Annotated in this window: 20 protein-coding genes; 18 read left to right on the top strand and 2 right to left on the bottom strand. The window is 73.5% G+C overall.

Translation table 11 applies throughout. The features are described 5' to 3' along the window. Nucleotides 1-42 precede the first annotated feature (42 nt). Genes mfd through O7602_RS24305 form a run of 4 tightly spaced genes read left to right on the top strand, consistent with a single transcriptional unit; the run spans nucleotide 43 to nucleotide 7,197 of the window. Nucleotides 43-3,735 (top strand): transcription-repair coupling factor, encoded by a 3,693-nt coding sequence (gene mfd, locus O7602_RS24320; protein ID WP_281584926.1) that lies wholly within the window; start codon nucleotides 43-45, stop codon nucleotides 3,733-3,735. Nucleotides 3,736-3,782: 47 nt separating this feature from the next. Continuing rightward, on the top strand, nucleotides 3,783-4,538 hold the full coding sequence (locus O7602_RS24315; protein WP_281584925.1) for a hypothetical protein: 756 nt from the start codon (nucleotides 3,783-3,785) through the stop codon (nucleotides 4,536-4,538). Then, nucleotides 4,535-5,524 carry a nucleoside triphosphate pyrophosphohydrolase gene (locus tag O7602_RS24310; protein ID WP_281584924.1) on the top strand — a complete coding sequence of 330 codons (990 nt, stop codon included), beginning with the start codon at nucleotides 4,535-4,537 and terminating at the stop codon, nucleotides 5,522-5,524. The genes O7602_RS24315 and O7602_RS24310 overlap by 4 nt, the downstream gene beginning before the upstream one ends. 53 nt (nucleotides 5,525-5,577) lie before the next feature. Continuing rightward, entirely contained in the window at nucleotides 5,578-7,197 is a 1,620-nt protein-coding gene (locus tag O7602_RS24305; protein WP_281584923.1) for a DUF885 domain-containing protein, read from the top strand. A 4-nt stretch (nucleotides 7,198-7,201) separates the two neighbouring features. Here the strand turns inward: O7602_RS24305 and O7602_RS24300 are convergent, their stop codons facing one another. Then, nucleotides 7,202-7,897, bottom strand: coding sequence for a hypothetical protein (locus O7602_RS24300; RefSeq protein WP_281584922.1), 696 nt, complete (start codon nucleotides 7,895-7,897; stop codon nucleotides 7,202-7,204). A gap of 212 nt (nucleotides 7,898-8,109) precedes the next feature. On the opposite strand from O7602_RS24300, the gene eno reads away from it, so the two are divergent. The 5 genes from eno to O7602_RS24275 all read left to right on the top strand — a co-directional run bounded on the left by eno (nucleotide 8,110) and on the right by O7602_RS24275 (nucleotide 12,199). Beyond that, nucleotides 8,110-9,393, top strand: coding sequence for a phosphopyruvate hydratase (gene eno, locus O7602_RS24295; protein WP_281584921.1), 1,284 nt, complete (start codon nucleotides 8,110-8,112; stop codon nucleotides 9,391-9,393). Nucleotides 9,394-9,422: 29 nt separating this feature from the next. Then, nucleotides 9,423-10,058, top strand: coding sequence for a septum formation initiator family protein (locus tag O7602_RS24290; protein WP_281584920.1), 636 nt, complete (start codon nucleotides 9,423-9,425; stop codon nucleotides 10,056-10,058). A 23-nt stretch (nucleotides 10,059-10,081) separates the two neighbouring features. Further along, a complete protein-coding gene (locus tag O7602_RS24285; RefSeq protein ID WP_281584919.1) occupies nucleotides 10,082-10,636 on the top strand; it encodes a DUF501 domain-containing protein in 555 nt (184 codons plus the stop codon). Further along, nucleotides 10,633-11,145 (top strand): amino-acid N-acetyltransferase, encoded by a 513-nt coding sequence (locus O7602_RS24280; protein ID WP_281584918.1) that lies wholly within the window; start codon nucleotides 10,633-10,635, stop codon nucleotides 11,143-11,145. Before O7602_RS24285 ends, O7602_RS24280 begins: the two co-directional genes overlap by 4 nt. A gap of 124 nt (nucleotides 11,146-11,269) precedes the next feature. Then, nucleotides 11,270-12,199: a Ppx/GppA phosphatase family protein gene (locus O7602_RS24275; protein WP_281590496.1), complete on the top strand. Its 930-nt coding sequence runs from the start codon at nucleotides 11,270-11,272 to the stop codon at nucleotides 12,197-12,199. A 497-nt stretch (nucleotides 12,200-12,696) separates the two neighbouring features. On the opposite strand, the gene O7602_RS24270 is transcribed toward O7602_RS24275, so the two are convergent. Then, a complete protein-coding gene (locus O7602_RS24270; protein WP_175441273.1) occupies nucleotides 12,697-12,885 on the bottom strand; it encodes a hypothetical protein in 189 nt (62 codons plus the stop codon). 88 nt (nucleotides 12,886-12,973) lie between these two features. On the opposite strand from O7602_RS24270, the gene O7602_RS24265 reads away from it, so the two are divergent. From O7602_RS24265 to O7602_RS24225, 9 genes are all read left to right on the top strand, one after another. Further along, nucleotides 12,974-13,252, top strand: coding sequence for a hypothetical protein (locus O7602_RS24265; protein WP_281584917.1), 279 nt, complete (start codon nucleotides 12,974-12,976; stop codon nucleotides 13,250-13,252). A 111-nt stretch (nucleotides 13,253-13,363) separates the two neighbouring features. Continuing rightward, entirely contained in the window at nucleotides 13,364-13,696 is a 333-nt protein-coding gene (locus tag O7602_RS24260) for a PadR family transcriptional regulator (protein WP_281584916.1), read from the top strand. Next, a complete protein-coding gene (locus O7602_RS24255) occupies nucleotides 13,693-14,661 on the top strand; it encodes a hypothetical protein (RefSeq protein ID WP_281584915.1) in 969 nt (322 codons plus the stop codon). The genes O7602_RS24260 and O7602_RS24255 overlap by 4 nt, the downstream gene beginning before the upstream one ends. 211 nt (nucleotides 14,662-14,872) lie before the next feature. Next, nucleotides 14,873-15,568: a dienelactone hydrolase family protein gene (locus O7602_RS24250; protein ID WP_281584914.1), complete on the top strand. Its 696-nt coding sequence runs from the start codon at nucleotides 14,873-14,875 to the stop codon at nucleotides 15,566-15,568. A gap of 19 nt (nucleotides 15,569-15,587) precedes the next feature. After that, nucleotides 15,588-16,301, top strand: a complete 714-nt coding sequence (locus tag O7602_RS24245; protein WP_281590494.1) for a uracil-DNA glycosylase — start codon at nucleotides 15,588-15,590, stop codon at nucleotides 16,299-16,301. Between the two features lie 18 nt (nucleotides 16,302-16,319). Next, nucleotides 16,320-17,039, top strand: a complete 720-nt coding sequence (locus O7602_RS24240) for a DUF4129 domain-containing protein (RefSeq protein WP_281584913.1) — start codon at nucleotides 16,320-16,322, stop codon at nucleotides 17,037-17,039. After that, the gene (locus O7602_RS24235) at nucleotides 17,036-17,620 is read left to right on the top strand and encodes a hypothetical protein (protein ID WP_281584912.1); all 585 of its coding nucleotides are present in this window, start codon (nucleotides 17,036-17,038) and stop codon (nucleotides 17,618-17,620) included. Before O7602_RS24240 ends, O7602_RS24235 begins: the two co-directional genes overlap by 4 nt. Continuing rightward, the gene (locus O7602_RS24230) at nucleotides 17,620-18,618 is read left to right on the top strand and encodes a MoxR family ATPase (protein ID WP_281584911.1); all 999 of its coding nucleotides are present in this window, start codon (nucleotides 17,620-17,622) and stop codon (nucleotides 18,616-18,618) included. Before O7602_RS24235 ends, O7602_RS24230 begins: the two co-directional genes overlap by 1 nt. Continuing rightward, entirely contained in the window at nucleotides 18,618-19,982 is a 1,365-nt protein-coding gene (locus O7602_RS24225) for a DUF58 domain-containing protein (RefSeq protein WP_281584910.1), read from the top strand. The genes O7602_RS24230 and O7602_RS24225 overlap by 1 nt, the downstream gene beginning before the upstream one ends.

Below are 19,982 nucleotides of genomic sequence, written 5' to 3'. Positions count from 1 at the left end.
ACGCGGGGTCGTCGTCGTGTCAAGCGCTGGAAGTGAATGCTGATGCTCACCGGACTCTTCGCCGCCGCCCTGGCCGACCCCGGGCTGGCCCGGGCGCGTGACCTGGCGCGCTCCGGTGCCGCCCAGGTCGACGGGCTCGACCTCACCGCCCCGGCCGCGCTGCGACCGTTCGCCGTGGCCGCCGTCGCCGCCGACGAGCAGGGGGCCGGGCGGCCGGTGCTCGCGGTCACCGCCACCACCCGCGAGGCCGACGACCTGGTCTCCGCGCTTGGCAGCCTGCTGCCGCCGGAGCAGGTGGCGGTCTTCCCGTCCTGGGAGACGCTGCCGCACGAGCGGCTCTCGCCCCGCTCCGACACGGTCGGGCGGCGTCTCGCCGTGCTGCGCCGGCTGGCCCACCCCGACGCCGCCGACGCGCACGGGCGCACCGGGCCGCTGCGAGTGGTCGTGGCACCGGTCCGGTCGCTGCTCCAGCCGCAGCTCAAGGGCCTCGGCGACCTGGAACCGGTGCAGCTCGCCGCCGGCGAGGAGGCCGACCTGGAGGAGGTCGCCCGCCGGCTCACCGACATGGCGTACGCCCGGGTCGACCTGGTCACCAAGCGCGGCGAGTACGCCGTGCGCGGCGGCATCCTCGACGTCTTCCCGCCCACCGACGAGCACCCGTCCCGGGTCGAGTTCTGGGGCGACGAGGTGGAGGAGATCCGCACCTTCGCCGTCGCCGACCAGCGGACCATCGAAGGCGTACCGCAGCTCTGGGCGCCGCCCTGCCGCGAGCTGCTGCTGACCCCGGGCGTGCGGCAGCGGGCCGCCGCCCTCGCCGCCGAGCACCCCGAGCTGGCCGAGATCCTCGACAAGCTGGCCGAGGGCATCCCGGTCGAGGGCATGGAGTCCCTCGCCCCGGCGCTCATCGGCGCCGACGCGCTGGAGCTGCTCGTCGACTGCATGCCGGCCGGCACCCACGTACTCCTCTGCGACCCGGAGCGGATCCGCACCCGAGCGCACGACCTGGTCCGTACCTCGGAGGAGTTCCTCCAGGCGAGCTGGGCCGCAGCCGCCGTCGGCGGCCAGGCCCCGGTCGACCTCGGCGCCGCCGCCTTCAAGACCCTGGCCGAGGTACGCACGCAGGCCCGCGCCCTGCGCCAGCCCTGGTGGACGCTCGCCCCGTTCGGCCTGGTCGAGGCCGACCCTCATTCGGTCCGGAGCGCCGGCTACCGGCGCGGAGGCCGAATTATGGTCGAAGAGGCCGCGCCGGCCCGGCAGCCGTGGGAGGACGCGCCGGCCGAGGTCGACGTCACGCCCGACGACGCCATCGCGGTGAGCCTCGCCGCCCAGCCGGCCCCGCTCTACCACGGCGAGACCGCCCGGGTGGTCGACGACCTGAAGCGCTGGGCCGGCGAGGGCTGGTCGATCGCGCTCGTCTTCGAGGGGCACGGTCCCGCCCAGCGGGCCGTCGAGGTGCTCCGCGACGCCGGCCTCGGCGCGCGGCTCACCGAGGAGGTGCCCACCGCGCCCGCCCCCGGCGAGCTGCTCGTCTCCTGCGGCTGCCTGACCGCCGGCTTCGTCGACGAGGCGTCCCGGTTCGTGCTGCTGACCGGCAACGACGTCACCGGCGGCCGGGGCACCTCCACCCGCGACATGCGCAGGATGCCCAGCCGACGGCGCAACACCATCGACCCGCTGGAGCTGCGGGCCGGCGACTTCGTGGTGCACGAGCAGCACGGCATCGGCCGGTACGTCGAGCTGGTGCAGCGCACCGTCAACGGCGCCAGCCGGGAATACCTGGTGATCGAGTACGCGGCGAGCAAGCGCGGCCAGCCCGGCGACCGCCTCTTCGTCCCCACCGACCAGCTCGACCAGCTCTCCCGCTACGTCGGCGGCGAGCAGCCCACGCTGCACAAGATGGGCGGCTCGGACTGGCAGAAGTCCAAGGCCCGGGCGCGCAAGGCGGTCCGCGAGATCGCCGCCCAGCTCATCCAGCTCTACGCGGCCCGGAAGGCGTCCAAGGGGCACAACTTCGGCCCGGACACCCCGTGGCAGCGGGAGCTTGAGGACGCGTTCCCCTGGCAGGAGACGCCGGACCAGATGGCCGCCATCGAGGAGGTCAAGCGGGACATGGAGCAGACCGTCCCGATGGACCGGCTGATCTGCGGCGACGTCGGCTACGGCAAGACCGAGATCGCGGTGCGGGCGGCGTTCAAGGCGGTGCAGGACGGCAAGCAGGTGGCCGTGCTGGTGCCCACCACGCTGCTGGTGCAGCAGCACTACAACACGTTCGCCGAGCGGATGAGCCAGTTCCCGGTGAACATCCGGCAGCTCTCCCGGTTCCAGACGCCGAAGGAGTCCGAGCGGACGCTGGAGATGGTCGCCGACGGCAGCGTCGACATCGTCATCGGCACCCACCGGCTGCTCCAGGCGGCCACCCGGTTCAAGCAGCTCGGGCTGGTCATCATCGACGAGGAGCAGCGGTTCGGCGTCGAGCACAAGGAGCACCTGAAGACGCTGCGCGCCTCGGTCGACGTGCTCGCCATGTCGGCCACGCCGATCCCACGGACGCTGGAGATGGCGATCACCGGCATCCGGGAGATGTCCACCATCGCCACCCCGCCCGAGGAGCGGCACCCGGTGCTGACGTTCGTCGGGGCGTACGACGACCGGCAGGTGGCCGCGTCCATCCACCGTGAGCTGCTCCGCGACGGACAGGTCTTCTACCTGCACAACCGGGTCGAGTCGATCGACAAGGCGGCCCGGCGGATCCGGGAGCTGGTGCCCGAGGCGCGGGTCGCGGTGGCGCACGGCCAGATGGGCGAGGAGGCGCTGGAGAAGGTGATGGTCGGCTTCTGGGAGAAGGAGTTCGACGTCCTGGTCTGCACCACGATCGTCGAGTCCGGCATCGACATCCCGAACGCCAACACGCTCATCGTCGAGCGCGCCGACCTGCTCGGCCTGGCCCAGTTGCACCAGATCCGGGGTCGGGTCGGCCGGGGCCGGGAGCGCGCGTACGCGTACTTCCTCTACCCGGCGGACAAGCCGCTCACCGAGAACGCGCACGAGCGGCTGGCCACCATCGCCCAGCACACCGAGCTGGGCGCCGGCATGTACGTGGCGATGAAGGACCTGGAGATCCGGGGCGCCGGCAACCTGCTCGGCGGCGAGCAGTCCGGCCACATCGAGGGCGTCGGCTTCGACCTGTACGTGCGGATGGTCGGCGAGGCGGTGTCGGCCTTCAAGGGCGAGAGCACCGAGGAGGAGGCGGACGTCAAGATCGACCTGCCGATCGACGCGCACCTGCCGCACGACTACGTCGGGGTGGAGCGGCTGCGGCTGGAGATGTACCGCAAGCTCGCCGAGGCCCGCGACGCCGAGCGGCTGCGCGAGGTGGTGGCCGAGATGACGGACCGCTACGGCGAGCCGCCCACGCCGGTGCAGAACCTGGTCGCGGTGGCGAACTTCCGGCTGCTGGCCCGCCGCTACGGCCTGTCCGACGTGTCGATGCAGGGCAAGCACCTCCGGTTCAGTCCGTTGCCGTTGCCCGACTCGAAGCAGATGCGGCTCAAGCGCTACCACCCGGACTCGGTCTACAAGCAGGCGGCCGACCAGGTGAGCGTGCCCCGGCCCAGCACCCGCCGGATCGGCGGCGAGCCGCTGCGCGACCAGGCGCTGCTGGAGTGGTGCGCGCAACTCCTCTCCGATGTGTTGGGCGAGCCGGCGGTGCAGCCGGCGGGGGCGGGGGCGCGGTGAGGTGGGCGGCGTCACAGCCGGATACGGGGCGTGAGAGAGTGACCGTCATGCGTGCTCGCCGTCTTGTCGCCGTCGCCAGCGTGGCGGTCGGCCTCGTCGCCCTCTCCGGTTGCCGTACCGAGCCCGGGGTCGCCGCCTACGTCGGCGACACCCGCGTCACCGAGGATCAGGTCACCTCGATCCTCGACGAGGTCCGGGACGGCCTGGCCAGCCAGCCGGCCACCGCACCGCAGGCCGATGCGCTGCTGCCGGCCCGGGACCAGGTGGTCGCCACCCTCGTGCTGTCGGACGTGTGCCGCGAACTCTCCGCCGACAAGGGCTACCAGCCGCAGGGCCAGGTGACCCCGGAGCAGGTCGCGGAGCAGACCGGCCTGCCCGCCGACGCGGCGTACCCGAAGAAGGTGGCCGAGTTCTACACCTGCATGTCCGGCCTGCCGGCCTCCGAGCAGGCCGCCCCCACGCCGGACGAGCTGGCCACGGTGATCTCCGCCGGCCGGGCCGCCGGCGCCATCCCGCCGGACGTCTCGGACGCCGACGCCGCCCGCCAGCTCGACGGCGAGCAGCTCCGCTCCGCCCTGGGCACCCGCAAGTCGCTCGCCGACGCCATCGGCGGGTACGACGTCTCGGTCAACCCGCGCTACCGCCCGCTGGCCTTCCCGCTGCTCAGCTTCAAGGGCAACGTGCCGGCGGTGGCCGTGCCGCTGGGTGAGCCCGGTTCGTCGGTCACCGACGTCTCCACGCCGGAGCCGGACGCCGGTGAGTCGGTGCCGGTGGTCGACCCGTCGGCGGCGCCCGGAGCATGACCGCACGCATCGTCCTGCTGGTCACCTCGCCCCGGTTGCCGGCCGGCCTGCTGACGTCGGCCGCCTGGGACGCCGTACGCGCCGCCCCGGTCCTCACCGGCGCGGAGAGCGAGCTGACCCGGGCGGTCCGGACGGCGGGCGCCGAGGTGCGCGTGGTGACCGACGGCGCGACGCAGGCCCTGCTGGACGCCGCCGCGGCGCACGGCGGCGCGGTGTGGCTGGCCGGCCCGGCCGGCGACGAGGCGCTCGCCCGCGAGCTGGGGTTGCGGTTGGCCCGTCAGCCCGGGCTGGCCGAGTTGGAGCTGATGTACGGCTCCTGGGACCCGCCGGGCGCCCGGCTGCTCGACGCGGTCGAGGTGATGGACCGGCTGGCCTCGCCGGGCGGTGACCCGTGGAAGCGGGCGCAGACCCACCGCAGCCTGGCGGGTTTCCTGATCGAGGAGTGCTACGAGGCGTACGACGCGATAAGCGCCGACGACACCGACGCGCTCCGCGAGGAGCTGGGCGACGTGCTGCTCCAGGTGCTGCTGCACGCCCGGCTGGCCGAGGATCTGCCGGAGGGCGAGAGCTGGACCGTCGACGACGTGGCCGGCACCCTGGTCGACAAGATGGTGCGGCGCAACCCGCACGTGTTCTCCGGCGAGCACGCCGGTTCGATCGAGGAGATCGAGGCGAACTGGGAGCGGATCAAGCGGGCCGAGAAGACCCGTGACTCGGTGCTCGACGGTGTCGCGTTGAGCCAGCCCGCGCTCGCCCTGGCCGCGAAGATCCTGGACCGCGCCGGCCGGGTCGGCCTGGCCGTGCCGCCGCCGCTCGCCGAGTCTCAGGTGGACCCGGAGGCGCGGCTCGGCGCGAGTCTGCTGGCCACGGTCGCCGCCGCCCGGCAGGCCGGCATCGACCCGGAGGCCGCGCTGCGTCGCGCCGCGCTGGCGTACGCCGACGCGGTCCGCGCGGCCGAGCGCGCCACCGGAGACCAGCCGACCTGACCCCCGAGTCCGGAGCCCTCGGGAACGTCGGGGTAGGTCGGTAGGGTTCGGGCATGGAAGCGTTCGTGCCGCTCGCGGAGCGGATCGTGGAAGCGTTGCTGGAGAGCCGGCCCGGGCTGGCCACCTCCGCCGGGGACCACCGCTACGACGACCGCCTGCCCGATCTCTCCGCCGACGCGCTCGCCGCCGACCGGGCGATGCTGAAGGACGCGGCCGACGCGCTCTCCGAGATCGACCCGGACGTGCTCGACGCCGACGAGAGCGTCGACCACGCGCTGCTCAGCGCCCTGGTCGACCGAGGGCTGTTCGAGGCGACCGAGATCCGCGGCCACGAGTGGGATCCGCTGCGGCACAACCCGGGTCCGTTGCTGCACGCGTTGCTGGCCCGGCCGTACGCTCCGGTCGAGGAGCGGCTGGCGCACCTGGCCGGGCGCCTCGCCGCCGTGCCGGATGCGTTGGCGACCGCGCGTGCGACGCTGCGGGACATGCCGCGGGTCCATGCCGAGACGGCGGTCGGCCAGTTCGCCGGCACCGCGGCGCTGGTGCGCGACGAGGTGCCGGCGTTGCTCGCCCAGGCGCCGGCGCTGCGCGACCGGGTGGGGCCGGCGGCGACCGCGGCGATCGCCGCGCTCGACGAGTTCGTGGCGTGGCTGCGGGCGGGGTTGGCGGCCGACGCCGGCCCGGGGCGTGACGCCCGGCTGGGCCGGCGGCGCTGGGAGGCGCGGCTCTGGCACACGCTCGACACCGAGCTGGGCGCCGCCGAGGTGCAGCGCCGCGCCTGGGCCAACCTCGACCGGGTCACCGACGAGATCCGGGCGGCGGCCGTCGAGCTGGTCGGTGGTCCGGCCGACGACGAGACGGTACGCCGAGCGTTGGACCTGCTGGCCGCCGAGCACCCGGCAGACGCGACGATCGTGGACCTCGCCTCGGTGACGCTCGACGAGGCGGGTGACTTCGTCCGCCTCCACGACCTGGTCAGCCTCGTCGACGACCCGTGTGTGATCCAGGAGATGCCGGAGTTCGCCCGGGGCGTGGCGGTGGCCTACTGCGACGCGCCGGGCCCGCTGGAGACGGCAGACCTGCCGACGTTCTACTGCATCGCGCCCACTCCGGCGGGCTGGCCGGCGCAGCGGGTCGAGTCGTTCTACCGGGAATACAACGACCACATGATCCGCAATCTGACCGTGCACGAGGCGATGCCCGGCCACTTCCTCCAGCTCGCCCACGCCCGGCGTTACGCCGGCCCGACCCGGGTGCGGGCGCTCACCGAGTCCGGTGTGTTCATCGAGGGCTGGGCGGTCTACGCCGAGGAGCTGATGGCCGGGCTCGGTTTCGGCGGGCTGCCGGTGCGGTTGCAGCAGCTCAAGATGCAGCTCCGGATGACCATCAACGCGCTCCTCGACCAGCTCGTGCACTGCGACGACCTGTCCGAGGCCGACGCGATGGCGTTGATGACCGGGCGCGGCTTCCAGGAGGAGGGCGAGGCGGCCGGCAAGTGGCGGCGGGCGTTGCTCACCTCCACCCAGCTCTCCACCTACTTCGTCGGCTACAGCGAGATGGCCGACATCGCCGCTTCCCGGCCGGACGGCGTGCCGGTGCGTGACTGGCACGACGCGATGCTGGCGCACAACTGCCCGCCGCCGCGCCACCTGCGCACGCTGCTGGGGGTGTGACGGGTCAGGACGTCTTCTTGGTGCGCTGGTCCACCACGCCGGCGCCGGGCGGCACGGCGAACGCGGACGGCTCGACCGACTCGGTGTAGCGACTGAGCGTCACCTCGGCGGCCTTGCCGTCGAGCGTGCCGGTGAAGCTGCCGAGCACTCCCTCGGTGGTCACGCAGGCGGTGAAGCGTTCCCCGGCGCTCGTGACGTCGACGCATGTGGCGTGGTGCCCGGCCAGCGTGGTGTCGGTCTGCTTGATGGCCGCCTCCGGTTGCAGCGCCGCGTCGGTGAGCAGCCGGATCACCGCGGGCGGGGTGACCAGACCCTGCTTGCGCGCCTCGTCGTAGACGATCACCGACGGCTTGCCGGCGGTGAGCACCGGCGGGGACACGGTGCAGGAGGTGCGCCCGGCGGCGCTGGTGCACCGGGTCACCGCCTCCTGGGTCACCGTGATCTTGCCGCCCGACCAGGTGTAGGTGGAGCGCAGCGGATCCTTGGTCTGCGCGATCGACGCGGTTTGTCCCCCGGCGAGCTGGTAGTCGGCGGCCCAGGTCTGCTCCAGCGCCCGGTCCATCCGCGCGGCGAGGTCGTTGACCAGGTCGGCCCGCCCGAGCGCGACGCCCGCGCCGTCCAGGGCCTGGCAGCCGGTGACCGAGAGCGACGCGATGACCGAGGCGGCGAGCACGCGGAGTGTCGTCGAGGCGGCAGGCATGATGCCCAGCCTTGTCGATCGACGCAACCTCTCGCAAACCCGTTGCCGGTTGACGACCGGTAAAGCGGGAATGTCCGTCTCAGTGGCCGCCGTGGGGACCGCCCCGAGCGGCGTGCCGGAGGGCGGGGACCGATACGCTGCGTTCAACACCTGCCTCAGCCGCACCGTCGCGGCCCACACCGGACCGGTACACACAAACGAGGAGCGACTCAGTGGCAACCATCGAGGGAATCGTCGCCCGGGAGATCCTGGACTCGCGGGGCAACCCGACGGTCGAGGTCGAGGTCGGGCTCGACGACGGCACGATCGCCCGCGCCGCGGTGCCGTCCGGCGCCTCCACCGGCGCCTTCGAGGCGGTCGAGCTGCGCGACGGTGACAAGGGCCGTTACCTGGGCAAGGGTGTCGAGAAGGCGGTCGCCAACATCGAGGACCGGATCGTCGACCAGCTCATCGGCTACGAGGCGAGCGAGCAGCGGCTGATCGACCAGAAGATGATCGACATCGACGGCTCGGACAACAAGGGCGAGCTGGGTGCCAACGCGATCCTCGGCGTCTCGCTGGCCGTGGCGAAGGCCGCCGCCGGCAGCGCCGAGCTGAGCCTCTTCCGCTACCTGGGCGGCCCCAACGCGCATCTGCTCCCGGTGCCGATGATGAACATCCTCAACGGCGGCGCGCACGCCGACTCGAACGTCGACATCCAGGAGTTCATGATCGCGCCGATCGGCGCGCCGACGTTCCGGGACGCGGTGCGCTCCGGCGCCGAGGTCTACCACGCGCTGAAGTCGGTGCTGAAGAAGAAGGACCTGTCGACAGGTCTCGGCGACGAGGGCGGCTTCGCCCCCAACCTGCCCACGAATGCCGCCGCGCTGGACCTGATCGCCGAGGCGGTGGAGAAGGCCGGCTACCGGCTGGGCACCGACATCGTCTTCGCGCTCGACGTGGCCGCCACCGAGTTCTTCGACAACGGCACCTACACGTTCGAGGGCAGCGCCAAGAGCGCCGAGGAGATGAGCAACTACTACACCAAGCTCGCTGGCGACTACCCGATCGTGTCCATCGAGGACCCGCTCGCCGAGGACGACTGGAGCGGCTGGGCCACCCTGACCGCCGCGCTCGGCGACCGGATCCAGATCGTCGGCGACGACCTGTTCGTGACCAACCCGCAGCGCATCGCCCGGGGCATCGCCGAGCGGTCCGCCAACGCGGTGCTGGTCAAGGTCAACCAGATCGGCTCGCTCACCGAGACGCTCGACGCCGTGGACCTGGCGCACCGGGCCGGCTTCAAGTGCATGATGAGCCACCGTTCCGGCGAGACCGAGGACACCACCATCGCCGACCTGGCGGTCGCCACCGGCTGCGGCCAGATCAAGACCGGCGCGCCGGCCCGCTCCGACCGGGTGGCCAAGTACAACCAGCTCCTGCGGATCGAGGAGGAGTTGGGCGACGCGGCGCGGTACGCCGGCGCGGGCGCGTTCCCGCGCTACCGTTCGGCCTGAGGCAGCGCTCCGGGGGAGGGGTGTGACCGATGCAGCAGCGCCGCACACCGGGCGGCCAGCGGCCCGTCCGCCGGCCGGGACAGGCCGGTCGGGCGGGCGGTGCCCGGGTCCGGTCGACGGCCCGTGACGGCGGCGTCCGCGCCGAGTCGCGTGCCGCCGGCCGGTCACCCGGCGCACCCCGGGCCGCCGACGGCGTACGCTCCGCGAGCCGCCCGGCCGCGGCCCGGCGTACCGCCGCCGGTGGCACGGTCAAGCGGCTCACCGCACCCCAACCCCGGCGCTTCACCGGGCGCGCCACCGTGCTGTTCGCGGTGCTGATCGCGCTCGCCCTGGCGTACACCTATCCGGTCCGGGTCTATCTCGACCAGCAGGCCGACATCGAGCGGATGGAGGCGTCCCAGGCCGAGCAGCGGAGGCTGATCGAGCGCCTCACCGCCGAGGCGGCCAAGTGGAAGGACGACGCCTACGTCGAGACCAAGGCGCGGGAACGCTTCTTCATGATCCGGCCGGGTGAGACGGCGCTCGTGGTGCTGCGGGACGCCGAGGGCGCCGCCCGGGACGCCGGCAAGGGCGCGAAGCCGGGGGCGCCGGCGTCGCCCGAGCCGTGGTACGACACCCTGTGGTCGAGCGTGCAGGCGGCGAACGCCGAGCGTCCCGACAAGTGAGCGACCGAGGAAGGCGTGACCCGTTGAACGTCGTACCACCGCAGGATCCGGCGGCGGACTCCGTACCCCCGCCGGAGCGCCAGCCGGCCACCGAGGCCGACCTGGCCGCGGTGGGCGCGCAGCTCGGACGCACGCCGCGCGGCACCCGGGCGGTGGCCCACAGGTGCCCGTGCGGCCTGCCCGACGTGGTGGAGACGACGCCCCGGCTGGCCGACGGCACGCCGTTCCCGACGCTGTTCTATCTGACCTGCCCGCGTGCCACCGCGGCGTGCAGCCGGCTGGAGTCGGCCGGGCTGATGAAGGAGATGGCCGACCGGCTCGCCGCGGACCCGGAGCTGGCCGCCCGCTACCGGGCCGCGCACGAGGACTATCTGGCCCGCCGGGAGGCGATCGGCGAGGTGCCGGAGATCGCCGGCATCTCCGCCGGTGGGATGCCCGGCCGGGTGAAGTGCCTGCACGTGCACATGGGCCACGCGCTCGGCGCCGGGCCGGGGGTCAATCCGCTCGGCGACGAGACGCTGGCGCTGGTGGAGAAGTGGTGGGCCGCCGGCCCCTGCGTGGACGTCCCCACACCGTGACCACCGTCGAGCAGGTCACGATCCGCCGCGCCCGGACCGCCGACGTACGCGGCATCCGCCGGCTGGTGGACACCTACACCGACGACCGGCGGCTGCTCAGCAAGGCCACCGTCACGCTCTACGAGGACGTGCAGGAGTTCCGGGTGGCGGTGACGCCGGACGGGACGGTGGTCGGCTGCGGCGCGCTGCACGTCATGTGGGAGGACCTGGCCGAGATCCGCACCGTGGCGGTGGACCCGTCCTGCCGGGGGCACCGGCTCGGGCACCGGATCGTCGGCGAGCTGATCGACGCGGCGCGGGAGCTGGGCGTCGCCCGGATCTTCGTGCTCACGTTCGAGACCGGCTTCTTCGGCGCGTTCGGCTTCCGCGAGATCGACGGCGCCCCGGTCCCGCAGCCCGTCTACGAGCAGCTCCTGCGCTCCTACGACGAAGGTGTCGCCGAGTTCCTCGACCTGGAACGGGTCAAGCCCAACACCCTCGGCAACACCCGCATGCTGCTGCGCCTCTGACCCCGCGCCCCCTCTGCGGTGATCATGAAGTTGACGGCGTCCGCTGTCCGGTTTGTCGCCGCCAGCTTCATGATCGCCGACGGCCGGCGGCACCTGTCGTAGGGTGGGCGGCGTGAGCGCGCGCGTGGGGGCCATCGACTGCGGGACCAACTCGATCCGACTGCTGATCGCCGACCTGCCGGATCCGTCCGCCGGGCCGTCGGCGCCGCTCGTGGACGTCAGCCGGCGGATGGAGATCGTGCGGCTGGGCCAGGGCGTGGACCGCACCGGCACGCTCGCGCCCGAGGCGATCGAGCGGACCCGGGTGGCGCTCGCCGACTACGCCGCCGAGATCGAAAAGGCGGGCGTCGACCGGGTGCGGATGTGCGCCACCTCGGCCTCCCGCGACGCCTCCAACGCCGACGACTTCCGGACCATGGTCGAGCGGACGCTCGGCGTACCGCCGGAGGTGGTGACCGGCGACGAGGAGGCCCGCCTCTCGTTCACCGGCGCGGTGCGCGGCCTGCCCGCCGACGCCGAGCCGCCGTACCTGGTGGTCGACATCGGCGGCGGCTCCACCGAGTTCGTGGTCGGCACCCGCTCCGGTGGCGTGCGCGGGGCGATCTCGGTGGACATCGGCTGCGTCCGGATGACCGAACGGCACCTGCACGGCGACCCGCCCGGCCCGGCCGAGATCGCCGCCGCCGAGGCGGACATCGCGGCGGCGGTGGACCGGGCGCTCGCCGCCGTGCCCGGCCGGGAGGCGGCCACGCTCGTCGGGCTCGCCGGTTCGGTCACCACAGTGGTCGCCCTGGCCGAAGGGCTCCGGGAGTACGACCCGCACCGCATCCACCACGCCCGGGTGCCGTACGCCCGGGTGGCGTCGGTGACCGCCTACCTGCTCGGCGCCACCCGGGAGCAGCGGCTGGCCGAGCCGGTGATGCACCCCGGTCGGGCGGACGTGATCGGCGCGGGCGCGCTGGTGCTGCGCATCATCATGGAGCGGGCCGGCATGTCGTCGGTGGTCGCCTCCGAACACGACATCCTCGACGGCATCGCCTGGAGCCTCGCGTAGCCGTGGTCGATTCGCCTGGCGACTGGCCTGGTCTGGTCGATTCGCCTGGAGAGGGCCGGACGGCTCTTCGGCCAGGAGCACCGGTCGATGCCGCGGCCCGCTCCCGCCAGGCGCAGACCGGAGACCTGGCGCGCGACGTCGTCGAACGTGACACCGAGCTGCTGCGGCGACTGGCCGAGTGATCCACTCGATCGCACCGGGTGCGATGGTCCAGTTTTCGGGTTAGCCGTCCCACTTGCCGGGAGGTCAGGCGGGACGGACGCCAGCTCGGCGAAGTGGCGGTATCCGGCCGGGCGGGATGCCACCACTTCACCGAACTGGTGTCGATCATTGACCGAAACTCGCCAATCGCGCTGCCTCGTACGAGATCCGGCCGGAGAACACGCCCAGCTTGCACGCAGTTGCCCGTTTGAGCACTTGCGCGGGGTCCGCGACGGGGCCGGGTGACGTGGCCACGAGGCCGACATGGGAGGTGCCACCACTCCGTGATCGGCGGATCAGTCGGAAGACAGGTCCGGCCGGTGCTCCCGCACCCACTTCTCAACGTCCGACTTCCGCCACACCTTGCCCATGGCCAGCACGGCGATCGGCTCAGGGAAGTTGCGCTGATTAGCGATCACGGACGCACGCTGGCGCGAGACGTTGCCAAGCATCGCTCGGATCTCCGACACGCCCACCAACTCCACGCCTTGACGATGGCAGCGGCGCAGTCTGTGGACGGCGACAACTACGGAGACTATTGACACCGTCAACGGGAGTCGACACGATCGGGGGATGAGCGCTTCTTCCGTACCCGATCGCGGTCGCCGGGTCGTGCGACCGCACCTCCCGATGCGGCCGTGCTGGCTCTGTCGGGTGTGCGCGGGCCCCTGGCCGTGCCAGCCGGCCCGCCTGTTGCTGCTGATGGACTACCGGCGGGACCGGGTCGCCCTGTCGATCTACATGGCGGCCTGCCTGTTCGACGCCGCCGCCGACCTGCTCCGACAGAACCCGAACCCGCAGGAGTTGTTCGACCGCTTTGTCGGCTGGGCCGCCCGCCCCCCGCTCCGGTGATCAAGGAGTTTGCGCCGGATTCACCGCTGGCGAACTCCTTGATCACCGGCGGTGGGGCCGAAGGCATGGCGTTCTTGACGGTATTCTGTAATGCGCACTAGTGTGTTGAGCGTGGATGCGACGCAACTCCTCAAGGGTGTCCTCGATCTCGCCGTGCTCGCCGTGCTCAAGGACGAGGACGGCTACGGCTACGACATCCTCCGCCGGCTGCGCGAGGCCGGCCTGACCGAGGTCGGCGACGCCTCGGTCTACGGCACCCTGCGCCGGCTCTTCGCGGGCGGCCTGCTGACCACCTACGTGGTGCCGAGCGAATCCGGGCCGCACCGCAAGTACTACTCGTTGAACGCCGCCGGGCGGGACCAGCTCACCCGCTCCGGCAAGACCTGGCGCTCGTTCGCCACCACCATGGACGCACTGCTCGACGATCGGGGGATGGCGGCATGACCGTCACTGGGCAGGAGATCACGGACTACGTCGACCGGGTGCGGGCCGCGCTCGCCGACCTCCCGCCGGCGCTCCGGGACGAGTTGACCGAGGACCTTCCGGAACACCTCGCCGAGGTGGCCGCCGAGGGCGACGGCACGCTCGTCGACCGGCTCGGCACGCCGGAGGCGTACGCGGCCGAGCTGCGCGCCGCCGCCGGCGCCGGGGAGGGGCAGCGACCGGCGCGCTTCCACCGCCTGGCCGAGGTGCGGGAGCAGGCGGTCACCCAGTTGCGCCTGATGGACCGCCAGCTCGGCCCGGTGCTCGGGCACGAGACGGTGAGCGACTTCCTGCGCCCGCTACGCCCGGCCTGGTGGCTGGTGCGCGGCTGGCTGGCCGCCCTGCTCGTGGCCGCGATGACGGATGGGCAGGTCGGGCTGGTGCCGCGGCTCGGCACCAATACCTCCGCCGGGTTGCTGGTGCTCATCGGCGCGGTCGTCGCGTCGGTGTGGTGGGGCCACCGTTCCGCCGACCTCGCCGGGTGGCCGCGACGGCTGCACCACCTGGGCACCGCCGCGCTGCTGCTGTTCTCGGTCGCCGTGCTCGCCGAGGTGGACCAGCGCGCCGGCGGCGTCAACCCCGCCGACTACGAGCAGGTGGCGGTGGATCGCCGGTACGACCGGATCGAGGACGTCTTCGTCTACGACCAGCAGGGGCGGCTGATCCGCGACGCCCAGCTCTTCGACCAGAACGGCGTGCCGATCCGCCTCGGTTGGCCCAACTGCCTCGACTCGTACGGCGCCGTGCCCGCGCCGCGCAATGCCTACCCGTACTGCCCGGAACTCGCCCCGTTCGGGCCGCCGGCCCCGCCCGCACCCACGCGCACCAGCGCACCCGCGCCGACCGCGAGCGCCACGCCCACGCGCACGCCCGCCCCCGACGCTTCGACGGAATCGGAGTCGCCGGCTCCGACACCCACCAACTGACCGTCGCGGTCGCACCCACGAACGCCGTCCCGTGTCCGCCTCGCCTACCACCGTGAGGCGGACGCGGCTGCTGTGCGGGCACCGGTTGGCAGGAGGTGAATGCCACTGTTGTTCCGTCTTCCCCGGGCCCATGATCGCGTGGCACGCTACCGGCACGTGACACCCAACTGTGCGACCAGCCAACGTTGACTGACCGCTAGGAGGACGGCCCATGGGCGAAATGGTGAGCTTCACCGGCAACGGGGGAACGAGCGAGGGGTATCTCGCGATACCCTCCGGCGGTGCGGCCAGCCCGGCGGTCATCGTCATACAGGACTGGTGGGGGCTGGTGCCCCACGTCCGGGCCGTGGTCGACCGGTTCGCCGAGGCCGGCTTCGTCGCCCTCGCCCCCGACTTCCGGCACGGCGGCCCGGCCGTCAAGCCGACCGAGCCCCGGCAGATGTTGAACAGCACACAGATGGACGAGGCGGCGAGCGACATCGCCGCCGCCGCCGAATACCTCGCCAACCGGCCCGAGGTCGCCGGCAAGGTGGGCTGCGCCGGATTCTGCGCGGGCGCCAGCCTGGCCCTGTGGTCCGGCACGTCCTCCGAGCGGATCGTCGCCACCGCCGGCTTCTACCCGCGGCTGCCCTGGGAGGGCATGCCCGCCGACAGCGACGACTGGGCCGGTTACGCCGGCAAGGCCGCCCTCATCCACTGTTCCGAGGCGGACGGCCTGTCCGCCGCCGACGGGGTGCAGGGCGTACGCCGGTCCATCGAGGCAGCCGGCGGCACCTGCCAGACGTTCGACTACCCGGGCACCGCGCACGCGTTCTTCAACGAGGACCGGCCGGAGCACTTCGACCAGCGGGCCGCCGCCACCGCGTGGGCCCGCACGCTGGAACTGTTCCGGGCGAAGCTTGGCTGAGTCGCGTACCCCCGAGGAGGTGGTCTCCCGCGCGGCGCGGGCGACCGACCTGGCCGACCTCGACGGCGCGGTCAGCGACTGCTTCGCCTGCCCCCGACTGGTGGCGTGGCGCGAGGAGGTGGCCCGGGTCAAGCGGGCCGCGTTCCGCGACCAGGACTACTGGGGGCGGCCGGTCCCCGGCCTCGGCCCGCCGGACGCGCGGATCGCGATCCTCGGCCTGGCACCGGCCGCGCACGGCGGCAACCGCACCGGCCGGATCTTCACCGGCGACCGCTCCGGTGACGTCCTCTTCGCCGCGCTGCACCGGGCCGGGCTGGCCAACCAGCCGACGAGCGTCGCCGCCGACGACGGCCTGACGCTGCGGGACACCCGCATCTTCGCCGCCGTGCGCTGCGCGCCGCCGGACAACAAACCCACCCCGGCCGAGCGGGACACCTGCGCGCCGTGGCTGCACCGCGAGGTCGAGTTGGTACGCCCCACGCTGCGCGTCGTGGTCGCCCTCGGCGCGTTCGCGTGGGCCGCGTGGTGGCCGGTGCTACGCCAGGTGTACGGACAGCGCCCGCCCACACCGCGACCGGCGTTCGGGCATGGGGCACACTGGTCCGGCGAGTCCGTGCCGGCGGTGCTCGGCTGCTATCACGTCAGCCAACAGAACACGTTCACCGGCCGGCTCACGCCCTCGATGCTGGACGACGTGTTCACCCGGGCGAAGCACCTGTCCGGGGTGGACTGACACACCTGAGGCGGTGGAATGGATTTCGGCGTGCTGCGCAGGTGGTGGCCGGTCGCGGCGGTGGCGGCCCTGCTCGCGGTCGCCGCGCTCGCCGCCGGTCACTCCGCCATCGGGGCCAGCCGGATCCCGCCCGGCGTCCCGTACGCGCCGAAATATCCGTCGCCCGAGGCGGTGCCCTCGATCCGGATCGAGCCTCGGGAAGTGGGCGAGCCCTCCTCGGGCGGAGTGCCCGACTGGCTGGGCACCGCCGCCGTGGCGCTGCTGTCCGCGATCGTGTTGGCCGGTGTCGGCTACGCGCTGTGGAGCATCGTCCGCACCCTGCCGCGCCGCCGGACCCGCGCGGTGGCGACGAGGCGCACCCGGCGTACCGCCGAGGGCACCGCGCGCGAGGTGGTGGCGGCCCTGGACGCCGGCCTGGAGGAACTGGACGACAGGTCCACCGACCCGCGGACCGCGGTGATCGCCTGCTGGGTGCGGCTGGAGGAGGCCGCCGAGGACGCCGGTGTGCCCCGGCAGACCGGGGACACCCCGACCGACCTGGTCAGCCGGCTGCTGCGCGGCGACCCGGCGGCCGGCATCCCGGCGATCGCCAGCGCCGATGTGCTGGACGGCTTCGCACACGTCTACCGGGAGGCCCGCTACGCCACCCACGCGGTCGACGAGCGCATGCGGGACCAGGCCCGGGCCGCGCTGCGGCGGCTGCGGGGCGAGCTGACAAGCGTGGCGGGTCCGGTATGAGCACCAGCATCGACGATCTGCTCGGCTCCGCCGAGGAGCCGGCCCGGGACGCGGAACGGCCCTCCGGCGGTCGGGCGCGGATGCTGCTGCGGACCGCCGCGATCACCGCCGCCGTGGTGGTGGTGATCGTGGTCGGCCTGCGCGCGGTCGGCCTGCGCGTGCCGATCTGGATCATCGTGGCGGGTGTGCTCGCGGTGCTCGCCGTCCGCCGGGTCACCGCCGCGCTCTCACCCCCGCCGCCGCCCCGCGCCGGTGTCCGCAGCTCCGCCGGCGGGGAGGAGCCGGGCACCTGGAACTGGTCCGCCCGGGACGCGCTGCGGACCGCCATCAACGGCTGGGAACGACCACTCGACTGGTGCTCCGACAACCGGGAACGGTTCACCGAGCGGGTGCTGCCCCGCCTGGGCGAATTGGCCGACGAGCGGCTGCGCCAGCGGCACGGCGTGACCCGCGAGTCCGACCCGGCTCGCGCACGTGCCCTGCTCGGCGAGCCGCTCTGGACGTTCCTCGGCACCCCCGCCCGCCGCCCCCCGACGCCGCGCGACCTCGCGGCGATCGTCGCCGAACTGGAGAAACTCTGATGAACGACGTGGACCGGAGCATGCCCCCCGCCGAGGTGGGCCGGCTCGCCCGGGCCGTCCTGGACGCGGTCGGCACCGTCGTGGTCGGCAAGCGCGACGCGCTGGAACTGGTGCTGGCGGGCATCCTCGCCGGCGGCCACGTGCTGCTGGAGGACCTGCCCGGCCTGGGCAAGACACTCACCGCGCGGTGCTTCGCGCAGGCGCTCGGGCTTGACTTCCGCCGGCTCCAGTTCACCCCCGACCTGCTGCCCGCCGACGTCACCGGCTCCTTCCTCTACGACCAGAGCAGCGGCGACTTCTCCTTCCGGGCCGGCCCGCTCTTCACCAACCTGCTGCTCGCCGACGAGATCAACCGGACGCCGCCGAAGACCCAGTCGGCGCTGCTGGAGGCGATGCAGGAGAAGCAGGTCTCGGTGGAGGGCGTGACCTACCGGCTGGACGAGCCGTTCCACGTGCTCGCCACCGCCAACCCGATCGAATACGAGGGCACCTACCCGCTGCCCGAGGCGCAGCTCGACCGGTTCCTGCTGCGTGTCTCCTTCGGCTACCCGACGCACGACGAGGAGTGGGACGTGCTGCGCCGGCGGATCGCCCGCCGCCGCGAGGAGGCCGAGATCAAGCCGGTGGTGGACGCCGGCACGCTACGCGCCATGCAGGCCGCGCTCGAGGACGTGGTCGTCGAGGACTCGATCGGCCGGTACATCGTGTCGCTCACCGCGGCCACCCGGGAACACCCGTCGGTGCTCGTCGGCGCGTCGCCGCGCGGCTCGCTGGCGCTGCTGCTGCTGTCCCGCACGCGCGCGGTGCTCGCCAACCGGGACTACGTGGTGCCGGAGGACGTGAAGGCGGTGGCCGCGCCCGCGCTGGCGCACCGGATCACGCTGCGGCCGGAGATGTGGCTGCGCCGGGTGGACCCGGCGTTCGTCGTCGGTGAGGTGCTCGAGTCGACGCCCGCCCCGGCCAGCGGCGCGCTGCCCAGCTACGCCGCCGGGCGCTGATGGACGCGCGGGCCGAGCCGGCGGGGGGCTGGGCGCCCACCTGGGCGCTCGGCCGGGCCGTGCTGCTCACCGGCGTGCTGATCGTCGCGGCCGTGCTGCTCGGCCGGATCGACCTGGTGGTGCTGGCCACGCCGTTCGCGCTCGGCACCGCGTACGCGCTGCGCCGCCGCCCAGCCGTCCAGCCCGAGCTGGAGCTGAGCGTCGGGGACACCCACCTGGTCGAGGGCGCGCCGATGGCCGCCACGGTGGCGGTCGCCAACCCGGACCTGATCGGGTACGACATGGCGGTGGTGCGGACCCGGATGTCCCCGTGGCTGCGGGTGGAACAGGTCGGCTTCGGTGGCGCCGCGGTGGACGTGAGCCGCTCCGGCGGCGCGGACCGGCCGTTCGTCACCTCCGTCCCCCCGGGCAGCGCGGTCGACCTGGAACTGACCGGCGCCGCGCTGCGCTGGGGCCGGCACCCGGTCGGCCCGGCCGGTGTCCGGGTCGCCGCCGCCGACGGGCTGCTCGTCTCCCGGGCGGTGATCACCGACGCGATCCGGGCCCGGGTCTATCCGCGCACCGAGCCGTTCGACGCGGTCGAGGCGATGCCCCGGGCCGCCGGGCTGGTCGGCGGGCACCGGTCCCGGCGGCCGGGGGAGAGCGGCGAGCTGGCCGGCGTACGCGTCTTCGCGCCCGGGGACCGGCTGCGCCGGATCGACTGGCGGGTGTCGTTGCGGGCCCGCCAACTGCACGTCGCGGCCACCCTCTCCGACCGGGACGCCGAGGTGGTGGTGCTGCTGGACGTGCTGGCCGAGGCGGGCCGGTCCGGCGGCGTACGCGGACCGGCGTCGGTGCTCGACACCACCGTCCGGGCCGCCGCCGCGATCGCCGAGCACTACCTGCACCGGGGCGACCGGGTGGCGCTGCTGGAGTACGGTCCGGCCGCCCGGCGACTGCGCCCGGCCACCGGCCGGCGGCAATACCTGACGGTGCTGGAGTGGCTGCTCGACGTGCACGCCGAGTCCTCCCCGCACGAGCCGTACGACCAGGTGTTCGGCCCGCAGGTGCTCTCCTCGGACGCGCTCGTGGTGGTGCTCACGCCGCTGCTCGACGAACGGTCGGCGCAGATGCTCGCCCGACTGGCGCGTGGTGGCCGGTTCGTGGTCGCGGTGGACACGCTGCCGGCCGAGCTGCCCGTGCCGAAGGACCGGGGCTGGGCCGAGGTGGCGTACCGGCTGTGGCGGCTGGACCGGGACACGATGATCGGCCAGCTCCGCGAGCACGGCGTGCCGGTGGTGCGGTGGGCCGGCGCGGGCAGCCTGGACGAGGTGCTGCGCGACGTGGCCCGCCTGGCCACCGCCCCCCGGGTGGGGGGCCGGTGA

This window comes from Micromonospora sp. WMMD1128 (genome assembly GCF_027497235.1).
GTDB lineage: Bacteria > Actinomycetota > Actinomycetes > Mycobacteriales > Micromonosporaceae > Micromonospora.
This window is presented reverse-complemented; position numbering and strand designations above follow the sequence as displayed.

Bases quoted from the DNA above. Each gene is read 5' to 3' on its own strand.
- O7602_RS24290 (WP_281584920.1), top strand. From the start codon at position 9,423: ATGCAGCAGCGCCGCACACCGGGCGGCCAGCGGCCCGTCCGCCGGCCG.
- O7602_RS24305 (WP_281584923.1), top strand. From the start codon at position 5,578: ATGGAAGCGTTCGTGCCGCTCGCGGAGCGGATCGTGGAAGCGTTGCTG.
- O7602_RS24225 (WP_281584910.1), top strand. From the start codon at position 18,618: ATGGACGCGCGGGCCGAGCCGGCGGGGGGCTGGGCGCCCACCTGGGCG.
- O7602_RS24240 (WP_281584913.1), top strand. From the start codon at position 16,320: ATGGATTTCGGCGTGCTGCGCAGGTGGTGGCCGGTCGCGGCGGTGGCG.
- mfd (WP_281584926.1), top strand. From the start codon at position 43: ATGCTCACCGGACTCTTCGCCGCCGCCCTGGCCGACCCCGGGCTGGCC.
- O7602_RS24300 (WP_281584922.1), bottom strand. From the start codon at position 7,897: ATGCCTGCCGCCTCGACGACACTCCGCGTGCTCGCCGCCTCGGTCATC.
- O7602_RS24250 (WP_281584914.1), top strand. From the start codon at position 14,873: ATGGGCGAAATGGTGAGCTTCACCGGCAACGGGGGAACGAGCGAGGGG.
- O7602_RS24255 (WP_281584915.1), top strand. From the start codon at position 13,693: ATGACCGTCACTGGGCAGGAGATCACGGACTACGTCGACCGGGTGCGG.
- O7602_RS24310 (WP_281584924.1), top strand. From the start codon at position 4,535: ATGACCGCACGCATCGTCCTGCTGGTCACCTCGCCCCGGTTGCCGGCC.
- O7602_RS24265 (WP_281584917.1), top strand. From the start codon at position 12,974: ATGAGCGCTTCTTCCGTACCCGATCGCGGTCGCCGGGTCGTGCGACCG.
- O7602_RS24230 (WP_281584911.1), top strand. From the start codon at position 17,620: ATGAACGACGTGGACCGGAGCATGCCCCCCGCCGAGGTGGGCCGGCTC.
- O7602_RS24315 (WP_281584925.1), top strand. From the start codon at position 3,783: ATGCGTGCTCGCCGTCTTGTCGCCGTCGCCAGCGTGGCGGTCGGCCTC.
- O7602_RS24235 (WP_281584912.1), top strand. From the start codon at position 17,036: ATGAGCACCAGCATCGACGATCTGCTCGGCTCCGCCGAGGAGCCGGCC.